Origin of the sequence: Devosia salina (genome assembly GCF_019504385.1) — a bacterium.
Classification (GTDB): domain Bacteria; phylum Pseudomonadota; class Alphaproteobacteria; order Rhizobiales; family Devosiaceae; genus Devosia; species Devosia salina.
The window spans coordinates 2,052,741-2,073,673 of the sequence record NZ_CP080590.1 but is presented as its reverse complement, the minus strand read 5'-3'; the positions used below and the strand labels follow the sequence as shown (position 1 = coordinate 2,073,673).

At 63.8% G+C, this 20,933-nt stretch carries 18 protein-coding genes; 14 read left to right on the top strand and 4 right to left on the bottom strand.

Going from position 1 to position 20,933, the window contains the following annotated elements; translation table 11 throughout:
• Window positions 1-30 precede the first annotated feature (30 nt).
• The 8 genes from K1X15_RS10005 to K1X15_RS09970 all read left to right on the top strand — a co-directional run bounded on the left by K1X15_RS10005 (window position 31) and on the right by K1X15_RS09970 (window position 9,830).
• Window positions 31-879, top strand: coding sequence for an ABC transporter permease (locus tag K1X15_RS10005; RefSeq protein ID WP_240549709.1), 849 nt, complete (start codon window positions 31-33; stop codon window positions 877-879).
• Window positions 879-1,778 (top strand): carbohydrate ABC transporter permease, encoded by a 900-nt coding sequence (locus K1X15_RS10000; protein WP_220307291.1) that lies wholly within the window; start codon window positions 879-881, stop codon window positions 1,776-1,778. The genes K1X15_RS10005 and K1X15_RS10000 overlap by 1 nt, the downstream gene beginning before the upstream one ends.
• A 38-nt stretch (window positions 1,779-1,816) precedes the next feature.
• A complete protein-coding gene (locus K1X15_RS09995) occupies window positions 1,817-3,238 on the top strand; it encodes an extracellular solute-binding protein (protein WP_240549708.1) in 1,422 nt (473 codons plus the stop codon).
• 243 nt (window positions 3,239-3,481) lie between these two features.
• Window positions 3,482-4,651, top strand: coding sequence for an ADP-ribosylglycohydrolase family protein (locus K1X15_RS09990; protein ID WP_220307290.1), 1,170 nt, complete (start codon window positions 3,482-3,484; stop codon window positions 4,649-4,651).
• Window positions 4,652-4,660: 9 nt separating this feature from the next.
• Window positions 4,661-6,757: an ADP-ribosylglycohydrolase family protein gene (locus tag K1X15_RS09985; protein WP_220307289.1), complete on the top strand. Its 2,097-nt coding sequence runs from the start codon at window positions 4,661-4,663 to the stop codon at window positions 6,755-6,757.
• Window positions 6,758-6,766: 9 nt separating this feature from the next.
• Window positions 6,767-7,834, top strand: a complete 1,068-nt coding sequence (locus K1X15_RS09980) for an ABC transporter ATP-binding protein (protein ID WP_220307288.1) — start codon at window positions 6,767-6,769, stop codon at window positions 7,832-7,834.
• The gene (locus tag K1X15_RS09975) at window positions 7,831-9,027 is read left to right on the top strand and encodes a CaiB/BaiF CoA transferase family protein (RefSeq protein ID WP_240549707.1); all 1,197 of its coding nucleotides are present in this window, start codon (window positions 7,831-7,833) and stop codon (window positions 9,025-9,027) included. Before K1X15_RS09980 ends, K1X15_RS09975 begins: the two co-directional genes overlap by 4 nt.
• Window positions 9,027-9,830, top strand: a complete 804-nt coding sequence (locus K1X15_RS09970; protein ID WP_220307287.1) for an HpcH/HpaI aldolase/citrate lyase family protein — start codon at window positions 9,027-9,029, stop codon at window positions 9,828-9,830. The genes K1X15_RS09975 and K1X15_RS09970 overlap by 1 nt, the downstream gene beginning before the upstream one ends.
• Window positions 9,831-9,900: 70 nt before the next feature.
• Here K1X15_RS09970 and K1X15_RS09965 read toward each other — a convergent pair whose 3' ends face one another.
• Window positions 9,901-10,950: a LacI family DNA-binding transcriptional regulator gene (locus tag K1X15_RS09965; RefSeq protein ID WP_220307286.1), complete on the bottom strand. Its 1,050-nt coding sequence runs from the start codon at window positions 10,948-10,950 to the stop codon at window positions 9,901-9,903.
• A 133-nt stretch (window positions 10,951-11,083) separates the two neighbouring features.
• Between K1X15_RS09965 and K1X15_RS09960 the strand changes: the two genes are divergently transcribed.
• The 6 genes from K1X15_RS09960 to K1X15_RS09935 all read left to right on the top strand — a co-directional run bounded on the left by K1X15_RS09960 (window position 11,084) and on the right by K1X15_RS09935 (window position 17,482).
• Window positions 11,084-12,040, top strand: a complete 957-nt coding sequence (locus K1X15_RS09960) for a glycoside hydrolase family protein (protein ID WP_220307285.1) — start codon at window positions 11,084-11,086, stop codon at window positions 12,038-12,040.
• On the top strand, window positions 12,037-13,194 hold the full coding sequence (locus tag K1X15_RS09955) for a serine hydrolase domain-containing protein (protein WP_220307284.1): 1,158 nt from the start codon (window positions 12,037-12,039) through the stop codon (window positions 13,192-13,194). The genes K1X15_RS09960 and K1X15_RS09955 overlap by 4 nt, the downstream gene beginning before the upstream one ends.
• A 109-nt stretch (window positions 13,195-13,303) precedes the next feature.
• The gene (locus tag K1X15_RS09950) at window positions 13,304-14,608 is read left to right on the top strand and encodes an ABC transporter substrate-binding protein (RefSeq protein WP_220307283.1); all 1,305 of its coding nucleotides are present in this window, start codon (window positions 13,304-13,306) and stop codon (window positions 14,606-14,608) included.
• Between the two features lie 38 nt (window positions 14,609-14,646).
• On the top strand, window positions 14,647-15,582 hold the full coding sequence (locus K1X15_RS09945) for a carbohydrate ABC transporter permease (RefSeq protein ID WP_220307282.1): 936 nt from the start codon (window positions 14,647-14,649) through the stop codon (window positions 15,580-15,582).
• On the top strand, window positions 15,579-16,403 hold the full coding sequence (locus K1X15_RS09940) for a carbohydrate ABC transporter permease (protein ID WP_220307281.1): 825 nt from the start codon (window positions 15,579-15,581) through the stop codon (window positions 16,401-16,403). Before K1X15_RS09945 ends, K1X15_RS09940 begins: the two co-directional genes overlap by 4 nt.
• Before the next feature lie 14 nt (window positions 16,404-16,417).
• The gene (locus K1X15_RS09935) at window positions 16,418-17,482 is read left to right on the top strand and encodes an ABC transporter ATP-binding protein (protein ID WP_220307280.1); all 1,065 of its coding nucleotides are present in this window, start codon (window positions 16,418-16,420) and stop codon (window positions 17,480-17,482) included.
• A gap of 59 nt (window positions 17,483-17,541) precedes the next feature.
• Here K1X15_RS09935 and K1X15_RS09930 read toward each other — a convergent pair whose 3' ends face one another.
• The 3 genes from K1X15_RS09930 to K1X15_RS09920 form a co-directional block, all read right to left on the bottom strand.
• Window positions 17,542-18,384, bottom strand: coding sequence for a carbohydrate ABC transporter permease (locus tag K1X15_RS09930; RefSeq protein ID WP_220307279.1), 843 nt, complete (start codon window positions 18,382-18,384; stop codon window positions 17,542-17,544).
• Window positions 18,384-19,316, bottom strand: coding sequence for a carbohydrate ABC transporter permease (locus tag K1X15_RS09925; RefSeq protein WP_220307278.1), 933 nt, complete (start codon window positions 19,314-19,316; stop codon window positions 18,384-18,386). Before K1X15_RS09925 ends, K1X15_RS09930 begins: the two co-directional genes overlap by 1 nt.
• A gap of 107 nt (window positions 19,317-19,423) precedes the next feature.
• Window positions 19,424-20,680, bottom strand: a complete 1,257-nt coding sequence (locus K1X15_RS09920) for an extracellular solute-binding protein (RefSeq protein WP_220307277.1) — start codon at window positions 20,678-20,680, stop codon at window positions 19,424-19,426.
• Between the last annotated feature and the right edge of the window lie 253 nt (window positions 20,681-20,933).

Sequence of the window (20,933 nt, the reverse complement as noted above, 5' to 3'; positions counted from 1 at the left end):
GGAATCCGGCAATGGTGGCCCTATTACGCCATGATGGCGCCCGGCCTGCTGTTCTTCGTGGTCTGGCACTATGTGCCGATCTGGGAGGCCAAGATGGCCTTCGAGCAGGTTCGCATCATCCCGCCCAATATCTGGGTGGGGCTGAAGAACTTCCAGGTGCTGTTCTCCTCGCCCATCTTCTACCAGGTGCTGGCCAATACGCTGATCATCTCGGGCATGAAGATCCTCTTCGTCTTCCCGGTGCCGATCATCGTGGCGCTGCTGCTCAATGAAATCCGCAGCGGCAAGCTGCGGGGCGTCATCCAATCGGCGGTCTACCTGCCGCACTTCCTGAGCTGGGTGGTGATCTCGGGCGTGTTCATCGCGCTGCTGTCGCCGACCGACGGCGCCGTCAACCAGATCGGCCAGGCCATGGGCTTCGAGCCGATCAACTACATGACCAATACCGGCACGATTCGCTGGGTGCTGGTGGTCTCCGAAATCTGGCGTTCGGCCGGCTGGGACAGCCTGCTCTATCTCGCGGCCATCTTCGCCATCGACCCGCAACTCTACGACGCGGCCGAGATGGACGGAGCCAATCGCTGGCAGAAAATCTGGTACGTGACCATTCCGGGCATCGTGCCGACCATTGCCACGCTCTTCATCCTCAATATGGGCATGTTCCTGTCGGCGGACCTGAACCAGGTCATCAACATGCAGAATGCCGTCAACGCCTCCACCATCGATATCATCGACACCTATGTCTACCGGCTAGGCCTATCGACGGGGGAATATGCCCTGGCGACGGCGGCGGGCCTGTTCAAGGCGGTGATCGGGATGGTCCTTGTGCTGGTCTCGCACCTGGTCAGCAAGCGGCTGACCGGGAAGGGGGTGTGGTGATGGCCATGAACAGCCGCCGGACGCCGCTTGAGCGCATCGAATATATCATCATTGTCTCGACCCTGATGCTGCTGGTGGTGTTCACCCTGCAGCCGCTGCTGAACCTTTTGGCGCTGTCGCTGTCGGCGCCCGAGAACGTGGCCGGTTTTTCGGGGCTCTCGATCATCCCGGACGGGTTCTCTCCCGATGTCTGGATGCTGCTATTGCAGCACCCGAATGTGCAGCGCGGTATTTTCAATTCGGTCTGGATGACCACGACCAGCGTGGTGATCGGGGTGTTCTTCACCGCGCTGATGGCCTGGGGGATGTCGCGGCCCGGCCTGCCGGGGCGCCGGCTGATCTTCATCCTCGTGCTGGTGACCATCGTCTTCGAGCCGGGCATCATTCCGGACTATTTCCTGATGAAGCGCATGGGCCTGCTCAACACGCCCTGGTCGGTGATCATGTATAAGGCGATCAGCGCCTGGTACCTGATCATCCTGATCCGCTTCTTCGAGGAAATTCCCAAGGAATTGCTGGAAGCGGCCGAGCTGGACGGCGCCAATCCGTTCCAGACCTTCTTCATGGTCGTGCTGCCGCTGGCCAAGCCGGCCCTGGCCACCATCGCGCTGTTCTATTTCGTGCTGCACTGGAACGAGTTCTTCCGGGCCATGATCTACCTCAACGACCAGAGCAAATGGCCCCTCCAAGTCGTGCTCCGGCAGTTCGTGATCGAAGGCGACAAGGTCGCCATCGTGGGCGCGAACAACGTCAACAACAATCTCGGCCTGGCGCAGATCAATATCCGCGCCCTCAAGGCGGGCATGATCCTGATCACCATCGTGCCCATCCTGGCCATCTACCCGCTCATCCTCAAATTCTTCACCAAGGGCACCATGTCCGGGGCGGTGAAGGGATGAGCGCGTCACCAAAAGCGAAAGCAAAAGGGAGGAAAACCATGCTTCGTAATCTGTTCCTGGCAACCACAGCCGTTGCGCTGCTCGGCTCGGCCGCGGCACCCGCCTTGGCCCAGACGACCATTCGTCTGGTCAGCAAGGACCTGCTCACTACCAATCCCGATGACGTCAAGGAAATCGAGGCCATCGAGGCCGGGCTCAAGGCACAGGGCACGGATGTCGATATCCAGATCGTCGATATGCCGGGCTCGGGCTATGCCGACGCGCTGGGCGTGATGCTGCTCTCGGGCGATATCCCGGACATCATCTACTTCCAGGGCGGCGACCAGAAGATGGCCGAACAGGGGATCCTCGAGGACCTCAATCCCTGGATCGAAAACTCCGAGCACATCAAGGACGCGCTCTGGCCGCACAATGTGGACCGGCTCGCCCATTATCCATACCTGCTCTACATCTATCCGCCGCGGGCGCCCCAGCCGGTGATGCGCAGCGACTGGCTCGAAGAGCTGGGCATGGAGCCCCCGACCACGGTCGAGGAATATGAGGCGCTGTTCCAGGCCATTCACGACGCCGATCTCGATGGTGACGGCACGACGGGCAATACGCTGGGCCTGACCGGCTATGGCACGACGGCTGAACTGGATTCGGTGTTCAACCAGGCCTTTGGCGTGACCGGCACCTGGATGAAGAATGCCGATGGCCAGTGGGTCAATTCGCGCGTCACCGACGCGGAAAGGGCAAAAATCGAATTCTATGCGCGGCTGGCCGACAAGGGCCTCTATGACAAGGAATTCGTCACCAACACCTGGGACGTCAAGGAAGACAAGTTCTATTCGGGCAAGGCCGGCGTGATCTTCGGCTCGTCCCCCGAAGTGATCGACATCTATACCGGCAAGATGCGCCAGGCCCACCCGGACGAGGATATCAGCCTGACGCTGCTGCCCGCGCCGCAGGGGCCCGGAGGGCAGGGGCTGGCCGCTGTCGACGTCTCCAAGGAGGCGCGCGGCTTTGCCATTTCCTCGCTTTCCGAAAACAAGGAGACGGCGTTCAAGGTGCTCGACTTCATGGCCTCGACCGAAGGCCAGAACATCGACCGCATGGGCTTTGAGGGCGCACAATATACCAAGGACGCCGATGGCAAGGTGACGTTCACCGACCAGATCTCGACCTGGTATGCGCGCTTCTTCAACGCCGCCAACTGGCAGCCGCCGACCCCGCTGCTTGGCGACACCGCACAGCAGGCGCTGGACAATCTCAAGAGCGACTTCACCCCGGACAATGCCTTTGTCTGGCCGGCCGACTATGCCGCCGATGTGGACGCTACCGAGCAGGTTTATCGCGCCTGGGTCGCCAAGTTCATCACCGGCGAGGCAAGCCTGGACCAGTGGGACCAGTTCGTTGCCGAGTACAATGCGGCGGGTGGCGAACGCATGGCCGAATACGCGCGCAGCGTGCTGGAGTAGTCCTGACAGAGCCGCTGCGAACGATGTGGCGGCTCCATCGCCTCCCTCCCCCTTGAGGGGAGGGAATGAGGGTGGGGGTCCTTTCAGTGACCCACCGGGTTACCCCACCCCAGCTTTGCTAGGGCCCTACGGGCCCAGCGACGCTACCCTCCCCTCGAGGGGGAGGGCGGGCAGGAGCGGCAAAGTCCTGAATATCCCCCCTCAGAGGGAAGCGACCAGACCGGCTGAAATGACGAGAACACAATGACCCCATCTTTCCGATCCCGCATCCGAGCCATGATCTATGGCGTGGCGCTGGGCGATGCCCTGGGCGCCCCCGTGGAGAAGCTTTCGGCCGAGGCCATTCGCAGCCGCTACGGGCGCGTCGAGAGCCTGCATACCCGCTGGCACAAGATGGACCTGCCGCCAGAGCAGCGGAACAATCGGGTGCGCGGCGACGGTATCGTCACCGACGACACGCTGATGACGCTGGCACTCTGCGATGTCTATGCCGAGACCGGGCGGCATCTGGACGCCTGGGACATGGCCGACGCCATGGTGCGCCAGATCGCCTGGGTTCCGCGCTGGATTCCCGAATTGCAGCGCGAAACCGTGCTGCTCGACCGCCTGTTCTACCCCGAGAAGTGGATCTTCCAGCGGCACCAGTTGAGCTCGTGCGATCCCCGGCAGGGCGGTATCGGCAACATGGTCAATTGCGGGGCGGCGATGTATGTGGCGCCGATCGGCGCCGTGAACGCGGCCAATCCGCGGGCCGCCTATGACGAGGCCATCGCCTTTGCCTCGGGCCACCAGGAAAGCTATGGCCTGGAAGCCGCGGGCGTGCTTGCCGCCGCAGTGGCCGCTGCCTTCGTCCCGGGGACCAATATCGACACTGTCGTGGACACGGTGCAGTTCCTGGCCAAGGACGGGACGCGGCAGGCGATTGCCGATATTGCCGGCATTGCGCGCGCCGAGCGGGGCAATGGCCGGGATCACGCGGCCATCGTGGCCGCCTTTCACGAGGCCATCGGCCGCTACTCGCCCATGGGCGACGACGTCAACCACAGCGCCGAGAAGGCCGGCCGGCTGACCGATGCCTATCAGCCGTCACGCCTCCGGGCCATCGAGGAGCTGCCGCTGGCGCTTGGCTTCTGCCTGCTGAACGGGGGTGATTTCCGAACATCGGTGGCGGACGGCATCAATTCTGGCCGCGACACCGATTCCATCGGCGTGATGGCCGGAGCCATCCTTGGGGCGCTTCATGGCGAGGCGGTGATCGACCCGTCAGAACTCGCCCTGCTCAACAGCGCCAACCGTCTCGACCTCATGACCCAGGCCGACGGCTTCGCCGCCCAGGCCGCCAGCATCATCGCCACCGACCGCGCGGCCGCCCAGGCCCGCGACGCCGCCTATTCCCAACTATCGCTAGCCTGAAAGCCGCCCATGCTCTCCGACACCCAAATCCTCGAAAAGATCTATGCCGGCTTCATCGCCAAGGCCATTGGCGTGCGCCTGGGGGCGCCCGTCGAGCCGACCATCTGGAGCTATGAGCGCATTCGCGACACCTATGGCGAGGTGACGCAATATCTGCGCGATTTCAAGAATTTCGCTGCCGACGATGACACCAATGGGCCGGTCTATTTCATTCGCGCGCTACGCGACTACGGGCTCGACTGCACCGCCGAGGACGTGGGCAAGACCTGGCTCAACTATGCCGCCGAGGAGCATGGCATGTATTGGTGGGGCGGGTTCGGCGTTTCGACCGAACACACCGCCTACAAGAATCTTCAGGCCGGGCTGCCGGCGCCGCTTTCGGGCGCCATCGCCACCAATGGCACGACCGTGGCCGAGCAGATCGGCGGGCAGATCTTCATCGATAGCTGGGGCTGGGTGAACCCGGGCAATCCCAAGCGCGCGGCGGACATGTCGGCCATGGCGGCGTCTGTGGCCCATGATGGCGACGGGCTCAATGGCGCGCGCTTCTGCGCGGCGGCGATTGCCGCGGCCTTTGAGGCGGGCAGCATCGACGAGATCATCGAGACGGCGCTGGCCCAGGTCGATCCCGGTTCGACCTATGCGAAGGTCTGCCGGGCCGTGATCGACTTCCATCGGGTCAATCCGGACGACTGGCGGGCCTGCCGTGACATGCTGACCGCCGACTGGGGTTATGACCGCTATCCGGGCGTCTGCCACATCATCCCCAATGCCGGGGTGACGATCATGGCCATCCTTTATGGCAAGGGTTCGTTGCCGCGCACGGCCGAGATTGCCACCATGGCCGGCTGGGACACGGACTGCAATGCGGGCAATGCGGCGGCCATTGTCGGCACCTTCCAGGGGCTCGATCCGAGCTGGGACAAATATCGCAAGCCGATCAATGATTTCCTCGTGGCGTCGGGGATCGTGGGGTCGATCAATATTGTCGACATACCGAGTTTTGCGCGGGAGCTGACAGTGCTGGCGCTGCAGCTGGCGGGGCGCGATGTGCCGGCCCTGTGGCTGGAAGATTTCACCCGGCGCGGCCTGCGGTTCGATTTTGACCTGCCCGGCTCGACCCATGGGTTCCGCACCGAAGGGTTCAACCAGATCAGCGTTCGGCATTCGGACGAACGCCATGTCGAGCGCTCGCGCGGGTCGCTGGAAATCCAGCTCGACCGGCTGGAGCGCGGGCAGGGCGGGCGTGTGTTCTGGAAGCCTTTCTATCGCCGCAGCGACTTCGACGACGAACGCTATCGGCCGATGTTCTCGCCGGTGGTGGATGGGGGCCAGGTGGTACGGTTCAAGCTGTGGCTCGACCCCTGGAACGGGGACGGCAATCTGCGCGTGGCGCCCTATGTGCGGCGCACCATGAGCGGGACCATCGAGGAAACCGGCGCCTGGGATGTGCCCTCGAGCGCGGGCTGGCAGGACTATGAATTCGTGGTGCCCGAGGGTGTCGAGGCCATCGACGAGATCGGCATCTCAATCGAATATTTCGGGCGGCTCAAGTTCCTGGGGCGGTTGTTCCTGGCCGATTTTTCCGTGTCGGGGCCGGGACACCTGGAGATTGATCCCAAGACCGAGGTGCAGGAATGGGGCGCGATTTCGCGCTTTACCTGGAACCGCGGGCACTGGACCAAGAGCGACGGCCGCATCCATGCGCATGCGGCGTCCAATGCCGATATGTGGACCGGGCATTACTATGCGCGGGACGTGGTGGTCAGCGCCGATATCGAGCCACTGGCGGGGCAGTCGCATCTGGTGACGGCGCGGGTCATGGGCACCGACCGGTTCTATGCCGGTGGCTTCCAGGATGGGCAGGCGGTCATCCTCCGGCACGATTTCGGTCAGGAAGTGCTGGCGAGTGTGCCGTTCGCGCCTGAAGCAGGAAGGGTCTATCGGATCGAGCTGGCGGCCGAAGGTACGGCGCTGACGCTGAGCATTGACGGCACGGTGGTGGCGACGGCCACCGATGACAGGTTTGCCCATGGCATGAGCGGGCTGCGGCTCGGCTCGATCGGGCGGATGGCGGTGGATCGCTTCGCGGTCACGGAAAGCTAGGAGGCGAGGATGGCCGAAATCGAGCTCAAGCATGTCAGCAAGAGCTATGGCGGGATGACAGTCATCCGCGATCTCTCGCTCAGCATGGAGACGGGGGAATTCGTGGTGCTGGTCGGCCCGTCCGGGTGTGGCAAGTCCACGCTTTTGCGCATGATCGCCGGGCTCGAGGACATTTCGGGCGGCGAGATCAGGATCGGCGGCAAAGTGGTCAACAACATGCCGGCCAAGGAGCGGGACCTGGCCATGGTGTTCCAGTCCTATGCGCTCTATCCGCATATGAACGTGGCCGACAATATGAGCTTTGCGCTCAGGCTCGGCGGCGTTCCCAAGGCGGAGCGCAAGGAGCGGGTGGCCGAGGCGGCGCGCATATTGGGGCTCGAGGACCTGCTGGACCGGTTGCCCAGGGCTCTCTCGGGCGGACAGCGGCAGCGGGTGGCCATGGGGCGGGCCATCGTGCGCAATCCGCGGGCCTTCCTGTTCGACGAACCGCTCTCGAACCTGGACGCCAAACTGCGCGTGCGCATGCGCGGCGAGATCAAGGCGCTGCACCAGCGGCTGGGCAAGACGACGATCTATGTCACCCACGACCAGACCGAGGCCATGACCATGGCCGACACGATCGTGGTGCTCAATGGCGGCAAGATCGAGCAGGCCGGGGCGCCGCTCGAACTCTACAACAATCCGGCCAATCTGTTCGTGGCGGGCTTCATCGGCTCGCCGGAAATGAACCTGCTGGACGTGACCGCGCTGGGGCCGGACAAGGAAAGCGTCGCCTTGCCGAACGGCACCGAGCTGCCGATCCCCAGGGCCCTGACGCTGGCAGCGGGTACGCCGCTGGTCTATGGCGTCCGCCCGCAGCACATGACGCTTGCCCCGACCGGCGTGGCCGCCGAGGCCATTGTGGTGGAGCCGACGGGCGAGGCGCAGGAGGTGCGGGCGCGCATCGGCGCGGCCGAGCTCAGCGTCGTGATCCGCGATGCCGACCTGCTTTCGCCCGGTCAGGCCATGGCGCTGGGCATCGACGCGGACAAGGTATTGCTGTTCGACAAGTCCAGCGGCGAGAGACTGCGTCCGTGAGCCTCAAAAGACGTCATTTCGATGCCGAGGCGACCGGCCCCCTGGCGGGGCTGCGGGTGATCGACCTGTCGCGGCTGATGGCGGGCAATATGATGAGCCTGCAACTGGCCGATTTCGGCGCCGATGTGATCAAGGTGGAGCCGCCCGAAGGCGATCCGCTGCGCGACTGGAAGGAGGACGGGCACTCGTTCTTCTGGAAGGCCTATGGCCGCAACAAGCGGTCCATCTGCCTCAATCTGCGCGAGGCGGCGCAGATGGACGTGCTCTGGGCACTGATTGAAACCGCGGATGTGTTCATCGAGAACTATCGGCCCGGGACGCTCGAGAAGATGGGGCTGGGGCCCGAGACGCTACTGGCGCGCAATCCGAAACTGGTGGTGATGCGCATTTCCGGCTTTGGCCAGACCGGCCCCTATGCGCATCTGCCCGGCTTCGGCACGATTGTCGAGGCGATGAGCGGCTTTGCCGCGCGCACCGGCTTTCCTGATCGCGAGCCAGTGTTGCCGCCGCTGGCGCTGGCGGACATGATCGCGGGCATCTACGGCGCCTCGGCGGCCATGATGGCGCTTTATGCGCGCGATGCGCGGGGTGGGGCAGGGCAGGTGATCGACCTGTCGCTGCTTGAATCCATGTTCTCCGTGCTGGGGCCCGAAGCTGGTATTTTCAGCAAGACGGGGCAGATAAAGCAGCGCGTCGGCAGCGCCTCCAATACGGCGTCGCCGCGCAATGTCTATCGCTGTGCCGATGGGTCCTATGTGGCCCTTTCCGGATCGACCCAGGCGGTGGCGCGGCGCATCTTCGAGATCATCGGTCATCCGGAAATGAACGCGGATCCGCGCTTTGCCACCAATTCGGACCGGGTGAAGCATCGCGATCTAGTCGATGGCGTGATCTCGGAGTGGTTCGCGACACGCGACCGCGACGTCGCGCTCGAGGAGATGCGCGCTGCGGGCGCCACGGTCGGCCCAGTCTACGATATTGCGGATGCCCTTGCCGACCAGCATTTTGTGGAGCGGGAAATCGTGGTCGAGCTCGATGACGACAGTTTCGACGCCATGCCGATGCATAATGTGGTGCCGCGCCTGTCGGCAACGCCGGGACAGTTTCGTCGACCCGCACCTGCGCTGAACCAGCACGGGCCGGAACTTCTGGCTGAACTGGGTTTTGACCGCCAATTCCGAAAGCAGGCGTGATGCGCTCGTGGCTCTATGTGCCGGCGGACCAGGATCGCTTCATCGCCAAGGCGCATGAGCGGGACGCCGATTGCATCATACTCGATCTCGAGGATGCAGTCGCGGACGCGCGCAAGGATGCCGCCCGCGCCGGGCTTGGTGCGGCTGTCGAGAGCCTGCGGCAAGGCGAGAGCCAGGTGGCGGTGCGGGTCAATGCGGGTGTCGCCGGTGATGTGGATGCCGCGGTCGCGGCCGGCGTCGACTGGCTGGTCTGCCCCAAGGCCGACCTGGCTTCGCTGGATGAGCTGGCCTCCTGCCTGCAGCGCGCGGGAGCGCCCGGGCTGCCCGTGCTGGCGACGATTGAAAGTCCGGCCGCACTCCTGGATGCGGCCGCGATTGCACGTCATCCCGCAGTCGGGGCCGTGAACCTGGGCAGCGAGGATTTTGCACTGGCGCTGGGTGGCCGGCCCGACCCCGATGTGCTGCTGCAACCGAAGCTCATGGTGCATTACGCCGCCAAGGCGGCCGGCAAGCTGTCGCTGGGCCTGCTGCGCTCCATTGCCGACTATGCCGATCTCGATGGACTGACCGCGGCAGCGCGCGATGCGCGGCGTCATGGCTTTGACGGCTCGACCTGCGTTCACCCCTCCGCGGTGCCCATCTTCAATACGGCTTTCGCACCGAGCGAGGCCGATATCGCCTGGGCCCTGGCGGTGGCTGCGACCGAGGGCACGGTCAGCCTCAATGGCCAGATGATCGACAAGCCGCTACGGGCCCGGGCAGAAGCCATTCTCCGGTCCGCAGGACGCGCGCCGATGGACTGATCCTGCCATCGGCGGATTGCACCTATTGGCGCTGCCAATCCCGACCGGATGGGGCCGTTGGGCCGAAAGGTCAGCGGGGTGGCTTGACGGCGGACGAAGCGGGTCTGGTGGGGAGCGAGCCCCTGACAACGACCGGCATTGGCATCAGGTTGGCGTCTGCAGCCTCCGCGGCGCCGAGCAGCAGGTCGACAGCGCGATGACCCATGTCCTCGTGCGGCAGGCCGATCGTGGTCAAACCCGGGCGCAGATAGGAGGCGATCTCGTCGTTGTCGAAGGATACCAGGGCGACGTCGTCGGGTATGCCGAGACCGGCCTCGGCCAGAGCCTGGTAGGCACCAAAGGCAAGCCGATCATTGAGGCAGAGGAGGGCGCGGGGACGGCGGGACTTGAGCAGCTTGCGCGTCAAGTCATAGCCATAGCCCGGCTCCCAGTTCCAGCAGCTCAGTTCCTCGACGAAATGAAGACCGGCCTCCGACATGGCATCGCGAATGCCCTCGAAGCGGCGGGCAATGGTTTCGGAGCGGAACAAGCCCTCTTCCTGCTGCGCATTGTGGCCCAGAAGGACAATATCGTCCGAGATGCCGGACTGGATCAGCAGCTCCACTGCGGCGCGGCCGCCGCGATATTCATCGGGCAGGACGGAAACCGGAAACCGCGCACTGGTGCCGTTGAGCATGACCACGGGGATGTTGATCGCCATGTCGGGGACGAAGACTTCGCGCGCGCGCATTGCGGCAAAGATCAGCCCGTCCACCTGCCGGTCGAGGGCCGCCTCGATCGCCTGGATTTCGCGGGCCGGCTCGCCGCCGGTCTCCAGCACGAGCATGACATGCTTGGCATCTTCGGCGGCTGCCAGTGCGCCCCGGATAAGGCCGCTGGCGAAACGCGTGGTGGCGACATAGTCGGAGATGAAGGCAATGGAGCGGGACTTGTCGGTGCGCAGCGCCCGCGCAGCCACATTGGGCCGATAGCCAAGCTGCGCGGCCGCATCATGCACCCGCTTGTGCGCCTCGGGCGAGAGGCGGGTATCCGGACGGCCGGTGAGAATCATGGATGCCGCGGTCGTCGACAGGCCAGCCAGGCGCGCCACATCCGCCAGAGTTACACGCTTTTTTGCCAAAGCCTCGAAACCTTCCCCCGGCGCGTAGCCGCCCCATGGATTGGATAACCACGCGACCCCCGCTTGACAAGTTTGACAGACCATAGCATGTGCTAAATGGTTTTAGCAAAGACCTCGGAAAGGGGCCTGAGGAGTGGCATTCCATCTGCCGGATCATTGGGTCTGGGACTTCTGGCTCGCCGACGATGGCGATCTGTACCACCTGTTCTATCTGCACGCTCCCAAGGCGCTGGGCAATCCGGACCTCCGGCACCGCAATGCGCGGATCGGTCATGCGACCTCGACCGACATGATCACATGGCGCGATCATGGCCTGGCCTTCGATGCCGGTGCGCCGGGGAGTTTTGACGGCAGTGCCACCTGGACCGGGTGCGTGGTGAAGGGTCCCGATGGGCATTGGCGCATGTTCTATACCGGCTCGCGGTTCTTGTCCCCGGACAGCAATGCCAATATCGAGACCATCGGCCTTGCGACATCGAGCGACCTCTTTACCTGGCATAAGCAGCCGGAGCCGGTCCTGAGCGCGAATGGCGATCTCTATGAAACGCTCGGCAGCTCCTCCTGGCCCGAGGAGGCCTGGCGCGATCCCTGGGTGTTCTGGCGCGAGGCCGACCACCGCTGGCACATGCTGATCACCGCGCGCGCCAAGAATGGCGCCGAGCCGGATCGCGGCATCATGGGTCATGCGACCTCGATCGACCTCGAGACCTGGACCGCGCTGCCGCCGATGGGCGCGGCGGGGTCCGGTTTTGCCCATCTCGAAGTGTTCCAGCTGATCGACATCGACGGCCAGAACCATTTGCTGTTCTGCTGCGACAGGGCCAAGCTCTGTGGCGCGCGCGCTGGCAGTGCCGGCGGCATCTGGAGCCTGCCGGTCGACGACCTGCCGGGGCCGGTCGATTTCGGGAAGGCTCGGTTGCTGGTGGATGAGCGGCTCTATGCCGGCAGGATCGCCAAGGACCGGCAGGGGCGTCCATGGCTATTGGCCTTCAACAATGCCGGCGCCGCCGGCCGGTTCGGGGGCGGAATCTGCGATCCCTTGCCCATCGAGACCGGTGCCGATGGCTATCTTGAGGTGAGCGCATCATGACCATTCAGATACAGGGATCATTCGAGCCCGGTTTCGAGGCGGTGGCGGATGCCTTTGCCGCTGCCTTCGCCGGACGCCCAGAGATGGGCGCGGGCCTCCACGTGCTGGTGAAGGGGCGCAGCGTCATCGATCTCTGGGCGGGCGTCGCCGATGCGCGGACGGACCGGGCCTGGGCGGAGGACACCCCTTCCGTGGTGTTCTCCTGCACCAAGGGACTGATGTCGATCCTGGTCGCGCGCCTCGTCGAGGACGGACGGCTGGCCTATGACGCGCCGGTAGCACGCTACTGGCCTGAATTTGCCGCCGCCGGCAAGGCGGAGATCACGGTCGGCCAGGCCCTGGCGCATCAGGCGGGGCTATCGGCGCCGCGCGATACGCTGAGCGAAGACGATATCGTCGACTGGGAGCGCATGGTGTCGGTGCTGGCGGCCCAGGCGCCGCTCTGGCCGATCGGCAGCGGCTATGCCTATCACGCGCTAACCCATGGCTGGCTGGCAGGCGAACTGGTGCGCCGGGCGACCGGATTGTCCCCTGGCACATATTTCCAGCAGTTGATTGTCGAACCGCTTGGCGTCGATGCCTGGATTGGGCTGCCCGAGGCGCTGGCAGACCGGCCGGCTCACCTGCAGGTCAGTGCAGCTCTGTCTGCGCTCTGGGCCGAGGAGGCCCAGAAGCCGGCGCCAAACTGGCCCTACCGGGCCATGACGCTTGGCGACGCGCTGCCGGCCGACCTGGTGACCGATGAGGGTGGCTTCAACCGCCAGCGCATCCGCGCCGCGGAGATTCCGGGGGCAGGGGGCATCGCCTCGGCAAAGGCCCTGGCAACGATCTGGTCGGCGACGGTGGTGCCGACCGGGGGCGTGCGATTGATTGACGACGCCGTGATCGCCGAGGCGACACGCGCACGCAGCGAGGGCGTTTCGGTGTTTGGCGGCGACCCTCCCTATTCACGCTGGGGCTATGGCTTCCAGCTCGATTCCGAAGCGCGGCGCTATCTTGACGCCGGCTGCTTCGGGCATGATGGCGCGGGGGGGCAGGTCGGTTTTGCCGATCCCAAGCGCCAGATCGGTTTCGGCTTCGTCACCAATTGGATGATGGGGCCGGAAGACCAGCGAGCAACCGAGATCATCTCGGCTCTGCGCAAGGTCGTCTAGTCGCCGCGCCGGGTACAAAGGGCATATTGACACCGCTTTGTGCTCATGCGCTAAATCCATTTAGCAGACGGAAACATCCACTGCAGACTTTACCCTGGAGGAGGTAGTCGTGAGAAATTCATCCCGCCACGCACTTCGCATTGCCGCCCTGAGCCTGTCGGTCGCCGCCACCGCAGGCACGGCACTGGCCGCGCCGAGCTGCGGCACTGACCCGGTCGTGCTCAATTCCTATTTCGAGACCGGTTTTCCACTGCCCAGCAGGCTGGCCGAGGAGTTTACCCGGCAGTTCCCCAATGTCACCTTTGACATCAAGGAAGACCAGTTCGCCAACATGATGGAGAACTCGCCGCGCATCCTGTCCGAGGACAATGCGCCCGATCTGATCCGCCTGCCGTCGCTGACCGATCTGGTCGCCAATGACCTGCTGCTCAACCTTGACGGCTACTTCACCGAGTTCGGCTGGGACGCCTTCCCGGCCGGCCAGTTGGTGCAGTTGCGCGTCGAAGAGGGCGGGCGCCCGCGCGGCACCGGCTCGCTCTATGCCATGGGTCTCAACTATTCGATGACCGGCGTGTTCTACAACAAGGAGCTGGCGGCCCAGCTCGGCATGACCGAGCCGCCCAAGAGCCTGGCAGAGCTCGATGCGCTCATGGCCGCGGCCAAGGAAGCCGGCATCCAGCCGATCATGCAGTGGAACAAGGGCACGGCGGGCCTCGCCTTCCCGCTGCAGAACCTGATGGGTGCCTATGGCGCGCCCGAGCCGATCAATGACTGGATCTTCCAGAAGGACGGCGCCACCATCAACACGCCGGAAAACCTGGAAGCGGCCCAGCATCTCGATGCCTGGATCAAGGCGGGCTATTTCCCGTCCGACGCCAATGCCATCGAATATTTCCAGATGATGAGCCGGTTCATGGGCGGCGAGGGCCTGTTCATGTTCAATGGCGACTGGGAGTCGGGCAATCTCGATGCCAATGCGGCGGGCAAGTTCGGCTTCTTCATCATGCCCAGTGAAGAAGAGGGTGGCCGCCACGCCACCATGTCGGCACCGCTGACTTTCGGCATTGCGGCCAATGCCGCCAATCCGGACTGTGCAGCGTTCTTCCTCGATTGGGTCGCGACCAATGAGGAAGCACGCAAGATCAACGTCGCCGTCGGTGGTTCCAACCCGGGTGGTCCGACCGATTTGCCCATGCCGGCAGTCGAACCCGGTTCGGTGACCGAGCAGTCCCTCGCTGCCGGCCAGACCCTGGCCGAGGACAATGGCGCCATGGACTTTATCGCCAATGCCACCGGTGCCATCTTTGCCGCGGGCTGGACGCCCGAACTGCAGAAGATGGTGGGCGGGCAGCAAACGCCGGAAGGCCTGCTCGAAGCCGTGCAGGAAGAATACGAGACCCAGCTGTCCCGCTAATAGAGGGCTCGTGAAGCCCTCAGCGTTCGGAATGAACAATGACTGAAGACAAGACGTCCATTCCGGACGCTCATGGGCAAAAAAGGCGGCTCCCTCCGTCCAGGGGGAGCCGCAAGACGCGGCAGGCAGCGTGGCTGTTCGTGGCGCCTGCCTTCCTCGCCTATGCCGCCTTCGTGCTCGTGCCTTTGGGGATGAGCATATATTATTCGCTGCTGCGCTGGGATGGCATCGGCAAGGCCAGCTTCCACGGCCTGCGCAATTATGTCACCGTGCTCACCGACAGTGATCTGCTGCAGATCATCGGCAATGCCTTTCAGTTGGTGCTGTATTTCACGCTGATCCCGGTGCTGCTGGGGCTGGCCGTGGCTTCGGCCATCCGCAGCCACATGGATGGACGCTTCGGGACGCTGACCCGCACGGTGCTGTTCCTGCCCCAGGTCATTCCGCTGGTGGCCGCCGGCATCGCCTGGAGCTGGATGTTTGCCTCCACCGGCCTCGTCAACCAGACGCTCAAGGCCATTGGCCTCTCAAGCTGGGCGCGCGGCTGGCTGGGCGACTTCGTCTGGGCGCTGCCGGCCGTCGGCATTATCGGCGCCTGGGTCCTGCTGGGTCTTTGCACCATGCTGCTGGTCACCGGCATCACCAAGATCGACCCGAGCCTTTATGAGGCGGCGCGGCTCGACGGCGCGCGCCCCTGGCACGAATTCCGTTACATCACGCTGCCGGGCCTGCGCCAGGAAATCGGCGTCTGCATCACCGTCACGGTCATTGCGGCGCTCGCTAGCTTCGACATCGTCTATATCTCCACCCAGGGCGGGCCGGGGATCACCACCACCGTGCCGGGACTCGAAATCTATCGCCTGGCCTTCGCCCACCGGCAGGTCGGCCTCGCCTCGGCGCTGGCCATCGTGCTCATGGTGCTGGTGCTGATCACCATCGCTCCCGTCCAGTGGTTCACGCGGGACAAGAAATGAAGACCGCGACACCCAACACGCTCCTGGCCCGTGGGCTGATCATCCTGCTGATGATCGTCACCCTGCTGCCGTTTCTCTCCATGCTCTCGGCGGCCCTGGCGCCGCAGGGCACCTATCCCAACGGCCTGCAATGGCCGGCCGATCCGCAATGGGGCAATTTCGTTCGCGCGTTCGAAGTGGCCCGGATGGACCAGCTTCTGCTCTCGAGTACGCTGATCGTGCTGGGCGTGGTGCCGATTTCGGTGCTGATTTCCACGATGGCCGGCTATGGCTTGGCCAAGCTGACGAGCAACAAATACAAGTGGCTCTATCTCGTCTTCGTTTTCGGGCTGACGCTGCCCTTCGAGGCGGTGATCACGCCGCTCTATTACGAGGTGCGCGCCCTTGGGCTGCTCAACACCCGCTTTGCGATCATCCTGCCGCTGATCGGGCTCTATATGCCCTTCTCGGTCTATTGGATGCGGGCGCATTTCCTCAACGTGCCGCATGACCTGACCGAGGCAGCGCAGCTGGATGGTGCGACCCGCTGGAAGGAATTCTGGCTGGTGCAGGTGCCGCTGGCGCGACCGGCCATCATGTCGCTGACCATCCTGCTCTTCCTCTGGACCTGGAACCAGTTCCTCCTGCCGGTGGTCCTGGTGCAGGACCCGATGCAGCGCACCATGGCCGGCGCGCTGGGCGCCTTCCAGGGGCAGTGGGGCACAGATATTCCGCTGCTCTGCGCTGGTTCGCTTCTCATCCTCACGCCGACCGTGGCGTTGTTCCTCGTCTTCCAGCGCCAGTTCGTCGCTGCCCTCATGCAGGGCGCGGTGAAGGGCTAACAGGAGTACCGTCCATGGCTGGTCTCACCCTCCGCTCCGTCCACAAGGCGTATGGCGAAGTGCCCGTCATCAAGGGCGTCGACCTCGACATCGCCCATGGCGAATTCGTGGTGTTTGTCGGCCCTTCGGGCTGCGGCAAGTCAACACTGCTGCGCATGATTGCGGGTCTCGAGGACATTACCGATGGCGAAATCCGCATCGGCGACCGTGTGGTCAACGATGTCGAGCCGCGCGACCGGGGCGTCGCCATGGTCTTCCAGTCCTATGCGCTCTATCCGCATATGAGCGTTTACGACAATGTCGGCTTCGGGCTGAAGCTGGCGGGCATGCCGCGGGCGGTGCGCGACGCCAAGATACGCGCGGTTGCGCGGGTCCTGCAGATGGAGCATCTGCTCGATCGCCGCCCCGCCCAGCTTTCGGGCGGGCAGCGCCAGCGGGTCGCCATCGGCCGGGCCATCGTGCGCGAGCCCGATGTCTTCCTCTTCGACGAGCCGCTCTCCAACCTCGATGCGGCGCTGCGCGGCGACATGCGCATGGAACTGGCGCGGCTGCATGGCGACCTCGGCTCCACCATGATCTACGTGACCCATGATCAGGTCGAGGCCATGACGCTGGCCGACAAGATCGTCGTGCTCGATGCGGGGGTCGTGCAGCAGGTGGGCTCGCCGCTGGAGCTCTACAACAAGCCGGCGAACCTCTTCGTGGCCGGATTCATCGGGTCACCCAAAATGAACTTGATCACGGTGATCTCCCAGGCCGATGGAGTGGTGACCGCGCCAGCCCTTGCCGGGACGCTGACCTTGCCCGCCCATCGCCACACCGCCACGACCAATGCGACAATGACCCTGGGCATCCGACCGCATGACCTCGAACTGATGGATGATGGGGTGCTCAAGGGGCAGGTTCGGCTGGTCGAGCGCCTGGGCAACGAGACCATTGTCCGCGTGATGCTGCCGGACGCGACTGAAATCACCGCCGCGCTGCCGGGCCAGGACCAGATCGAGATCGGACAGTCCATCGCGCTCGGCTTCAGGCCCGAAAGCGTCCATCTGTTCGGTCAGGACGGTAAGCGACTTTAGGAAAGGGCGGGGCGGGACAGGCCTGGCCACGTCCCGCCCCGCTCAATGGCCCCGCAGGTTCAGCCCTTCACGGCGCCGCCGGTCAGCCCCGAGATCACGTAGCGCTGAGCCAGCAGGAAGAAGGCGATGGCCGGCATGATCGAAAGGGTCAGGAAGGCCAGGATGCGCGGCCAGTCCGAGCCGTATTGCCCCTGGAACTGCATGATGCCGAGCGGCCAGGTGTATTTGGCTTCGGAATTGAGCACGATCAGGGGCAACAGGAAGCTGTTCCAGCTGCCCACGAAGTTGAACACCCCCACCGTCGCGATGATCGGCAGGCAGAGGGGCAGGGTCACGTACCAGTAGATGCGGACATAGCCGCAATTGTCCATGCGCGCCGCATCGATCAGCTCCTTGGGCAGTTCCTTGAAGAAATTATGGAACAGCAGCACCGAGAAGGAGACGCTGAAGGCGACCTGCACGGTGATGATGCCCCAATGGCTGTCGAGCATGCCCAGGTCGCGCATCTTGATGAAGAGCGGCAGGATGCCGGTGGCGGCGGGAAACAGCAGGCCGAGCATGAGATAGCCCAGGATGAACTTGCTGCCGAAGAACTTGATATGGGCCAGGGCGAAGGCCGTCATCGAGGCAACCAGGGTGGAGAGCACAACCGTGCCGCCGGCAATCAGCAGCGAATTGCCCAGGGATGAGAAATAGCGCGGCCCGCCCAGGATTTCGGTGAAGCGCACGGGGTCCCAGCTGGCGGGCAGGCCGAAGGGATTGACGCGCAATTCGCCGATCTCTTTGAACCCGCCCAGGGCCGTGGTGTAGAACGGCACGATCACGAAGGCAGCAACGATCAGCAGGGTGATCCACTGGGCCGCCGAGATCGCCGGACGGCGTTTTTTGGAAGCGGTAGCCATCAGTTCTGCTCCACCTTGAACAGGATGCGACGATAGGCCAGCGCCACGATCACGCAGGCGATGAACAGCAGCACGCTCACCGCACCGCCAAAGCCCAGCTTCATGCGCAGAATGCCGAACTGGTAGAGGAAGGTCACGATCGTGTGGCTCGAATGCGAGGGCCCGCCATTGGAGAGCGGGATGATCAGGTCGAAGAGCTGCAGGGCGCCGGTAATCGCAAAGAACACCGAGATGACGATAGCCGAGCGGATCATCGGGATCTTGATATGCCGCACGATCTGCCACTTGCTGACGCCGTCGAGCCGCGCCGCCTCGATGACCTCACCGGGAATGGACTGAAGCCCGGCGATGAAGATCATCATGTGGAAGCCGAAATACTTCCAGGTGATCACCAGCATGATCGCCGGGATGACCCAGAGCTTGTCGCCCAGCACAAAGGGCATGTCGACGCCAATAGCCCCGCCGATCGCCGGCAGCAGACCATAATTTCCGTCATAAACGAACTTCCAGATCAACCCGGCGGCCACTTCGGCCAGCATATAGGGCAGGAAGAACAGGACGCGGATCAGGTTGATATGGGTGCCGCGCTCCGCCAGTGCGATGGCGCACCACATAGCCAAGGGCAATTGTATCAACAGCGATACCGCCACTACGATCAAGCTGTTGCGGACGGCAGTCCCGAAATTGCGGTGGGTGATGACGTCGGCATAATTCTCGAAGCCGACAAAGTCCGTGATGGGCCCGTAACCGTTCCAATCGAAGAACGAGAAGGTTGCCGCATCGATCATCGGCAAGACGACGAAGAGGGTGAACAGGATCAATGATGGTGGCAGGAACAGCAGGAGCGGCAGCAGGCTCTTGCGATCGACATAGCGCCTGCGCCGAACTGCGGTCGTCGCGCTCATATCCGTTCCGGTGGCGACACTCGTCATCAATGCATTCCTCGCCTGCAAGACGCAGCGCCAGTCGGCAGCTACAGGGTCTTGCGTGAACAGGGCCGGCGGGCAATGGATCGCCCGCCGGGTTCAGAGAGTGACGACTAGAGCTCGTCGTCGACCGCTTCCTTGATCATTTCGGCGGCTTCCTCGGCGCTCATGGCGTTGGCTGCCAGTTCCGCGGAGACGTCGTTGACGACACCGCCGACATTGGGACCCAGGGCCTGGTCGAAGAACAGGGCATGCCAGTGCGCATTGCTGATGTTCTGACCGATCTGCACCTTGAAGGGGTTGGTCATGACGTCGGCCGCACCCTTGGCAATCGGGATGTAATAGGCATCCTTGGCGTAAAGCGCCTGGTTCTCAGTGGAATTGAAGAACTCGATCCACTTCACGGCTGCATCGGAGGCGTTCCTCGAGAACAGAACGCCGCCCAGGCCGCCCAGCGTATCGGTCGGATCGCCCTTGCCACCCTCGATGGTCGGGAAGGGCAGGATGCCCAGTTCCTCATCGGGAATGCCGTTCTTGTCGGCCGAATTGTCCTTCATGGCGCCATAGTCCCAGTCGCCCATCAGGTGCATGGCGGCATTGCCGTCGCCGAAATAGCCCGAGGCATCGCCGTAGCCGGCCGCCAGGAAGCCTTCCTGCCAGGGATCAAGCGCCGCCAGCTGAAGGAAGTATTCGCCCGCCTTGACGAAATCCTCGCCGGCAAAGCCGTCGCCCTCGCCGCGGGCCGCAGCAGCAAAGCCGTCCTGGCCGGCCAGCCGGACGACCAGCTTGGACCACCAGAAGTGAGCCGGCCACTTGTCCTTGGCGCCAATGGCGATGGGGGTAATGCCGGCATCCTTGAAGGCCTGGACGCCCGCCAGGAACCCATCCCAGGTTTCCATGCTGGCCGGATCGACACCGGCCTGCTCGAACAGGGTCTTGTTGTACCAGAGCACGACCTCGCTGACGTCACGCGCCACGCCATAGAGATGGCCATCGGGCGCGGTAAAGGCGGAAACGCCGGCCGTGCCGACATTGGCCTTGGCCTCGTCGGACAGCACGTCCTCAATCGGCCGCAACACCCCGGCCGCCGCCTGTTCGTAGAACACGCCACCACCCCAGGAGTGGAATACGTCCGGCGCATCGGCCGACTGCAGCAGGGTCGTCAGCTTGGCCTTGAAGGCCTCGTTTTCGAGAAACGGCAGCTCGACCTTGATGTCGGGATTCTGGGCCATGAAATCGGCGGCGATCTTGTTCATCAGTTCCACCTCGGCGGGAATGGACGTGATGTGCAGATGCCGGACCACGGTCTGGGCCTGGGCCGGCGCAATAGCCGCCAGTCCCAGCATTGCGGCAAGCGCAATATGCTTCATGAATTCCTCCTGTGAAAATTGCGGCCTCCGGAACCAATTCCGGAAAATCCTCCCTGACCGCGGCGATGAGACAGTCCCCACTGAACTCACCACTTGCTACTTTCTACGCATCCCGTATTAAAGACGCAAGAGGAACGTACCTCATTGTTGGGTGTGAATGGTGGGCGGTAGCAGGAACTGCGTATAAGCTATTGAAGAATATGGAAAAATAGCCAAGTTTGGTAAGTCTAAAACGTTTACGGGCTGGTTTCGG

What these genes read in the sequence shown, in the direction of transcription:
- K1X15_RS09925 (WP_220307278.1), bottom strand. Translation starts at nt 19,316, where the DNA reads ATGACGAGTGTCGCCACCGGAACGGATATGAGCGCGACGACCGCAGTT.
- K1X15_RS09920 (WP_220307277.1), bottom strand. Translation starts at nt 20,680, where the DNA reads ATGAAGCATATTGCGCTTGCCGCAATGCTGGGACTGGCGGCTATTGCG.
- K1X15_RS09940 (WP_220307281.1), top strand. Translation starts at nt 15,579, where the DNA reads ATGAAGACCGCGACACCCAACACGCTCCTGGCCCGTGGGCTGATCATC.
- K1X15_RS09945 (WP_220307282.1), top strand. Translation starts at nt 14,647, where the DNA reads ATGACTGAAGACAAGACGTCCATTCCGGACGCTCATGGGCAAAAAAGG.
- K1X15_RS10005 (WP_240549709.1), top strand. Translation starts at nt 31, where the DNA reads ATGATGGCGCCCGGCCTGCTGTTCTTCGTGGTCTGGCACTATGTGCCG.
- K1X15_RS09970 (WP_220307287.1), top strand. Translation starts at nt 9,027, where the DNA reads ATGCGCTCGTGGCTCTATGTGCCGGCGGACCAGGATCGCTTCATCGCC.
- K1X15_RS09955 (WP_220307284.1), top strand. Translation starts at nt 12,037, where the DNA reads ATGACCATTCAGATACAGGGATCATTCGAGCCCGGTTTCGAGGCGGTG.
- K1X15_RS09935 (WP_220307280.1), top strand. Translation starts at nt 16,418, where the DNA reads ATGGCTGGTCTCACCCTCCGCTCCGTCCACAAGGCGTATGGCGAAGTG.
- K1X15_RS09980 (WP_220307288.1), top strand. Translation starts at nt 6,767, where the DNA reads ATGGCCGAAATCGAGCTCAAGCATGTCAGCAAGAGCTATGGCGGGATG.
- K1X15_RS10000 (WP_220307291.1), top strand. Translation starts at nt 879, where the DNA reads ATGGCCATGAACAGCCGCCGGACGCCGCTTGAGCGCATCGAATATATC.
- K1X15_RS09985 (WP_220307289.1), top strand. Translation starts at nt 4,661, where the DNA reads ATGCTCTCCGACACCCAAATCCTCGAAAAGATCTATGCCGGCTTCATC.
- K1X15_RS09995 (WP_240549708.1), top strand. Translation starts at nt 1,817, where the DNA reads ATGCTTCGTAATCTGTTCCTGGCAACCACAGCCGTTGCGCTGCTCGGC.
- K1X15_RS09990 (WP_220307290.1), top strand. Translation starts at nt 3,482, where the DNA reads ATGACCCCATCTTTCCGATCCCGCATCCGAGCCATGATCTATGGCGTG.
- K1X15_RS09930 (WP_220307279.1), bottom strand. Translation starts at nt 18,384, where the DNA reads ATGGCTACCGCTTCCAAAAAACGCCGTCCGGCGATCTCGGCGGCCCAG.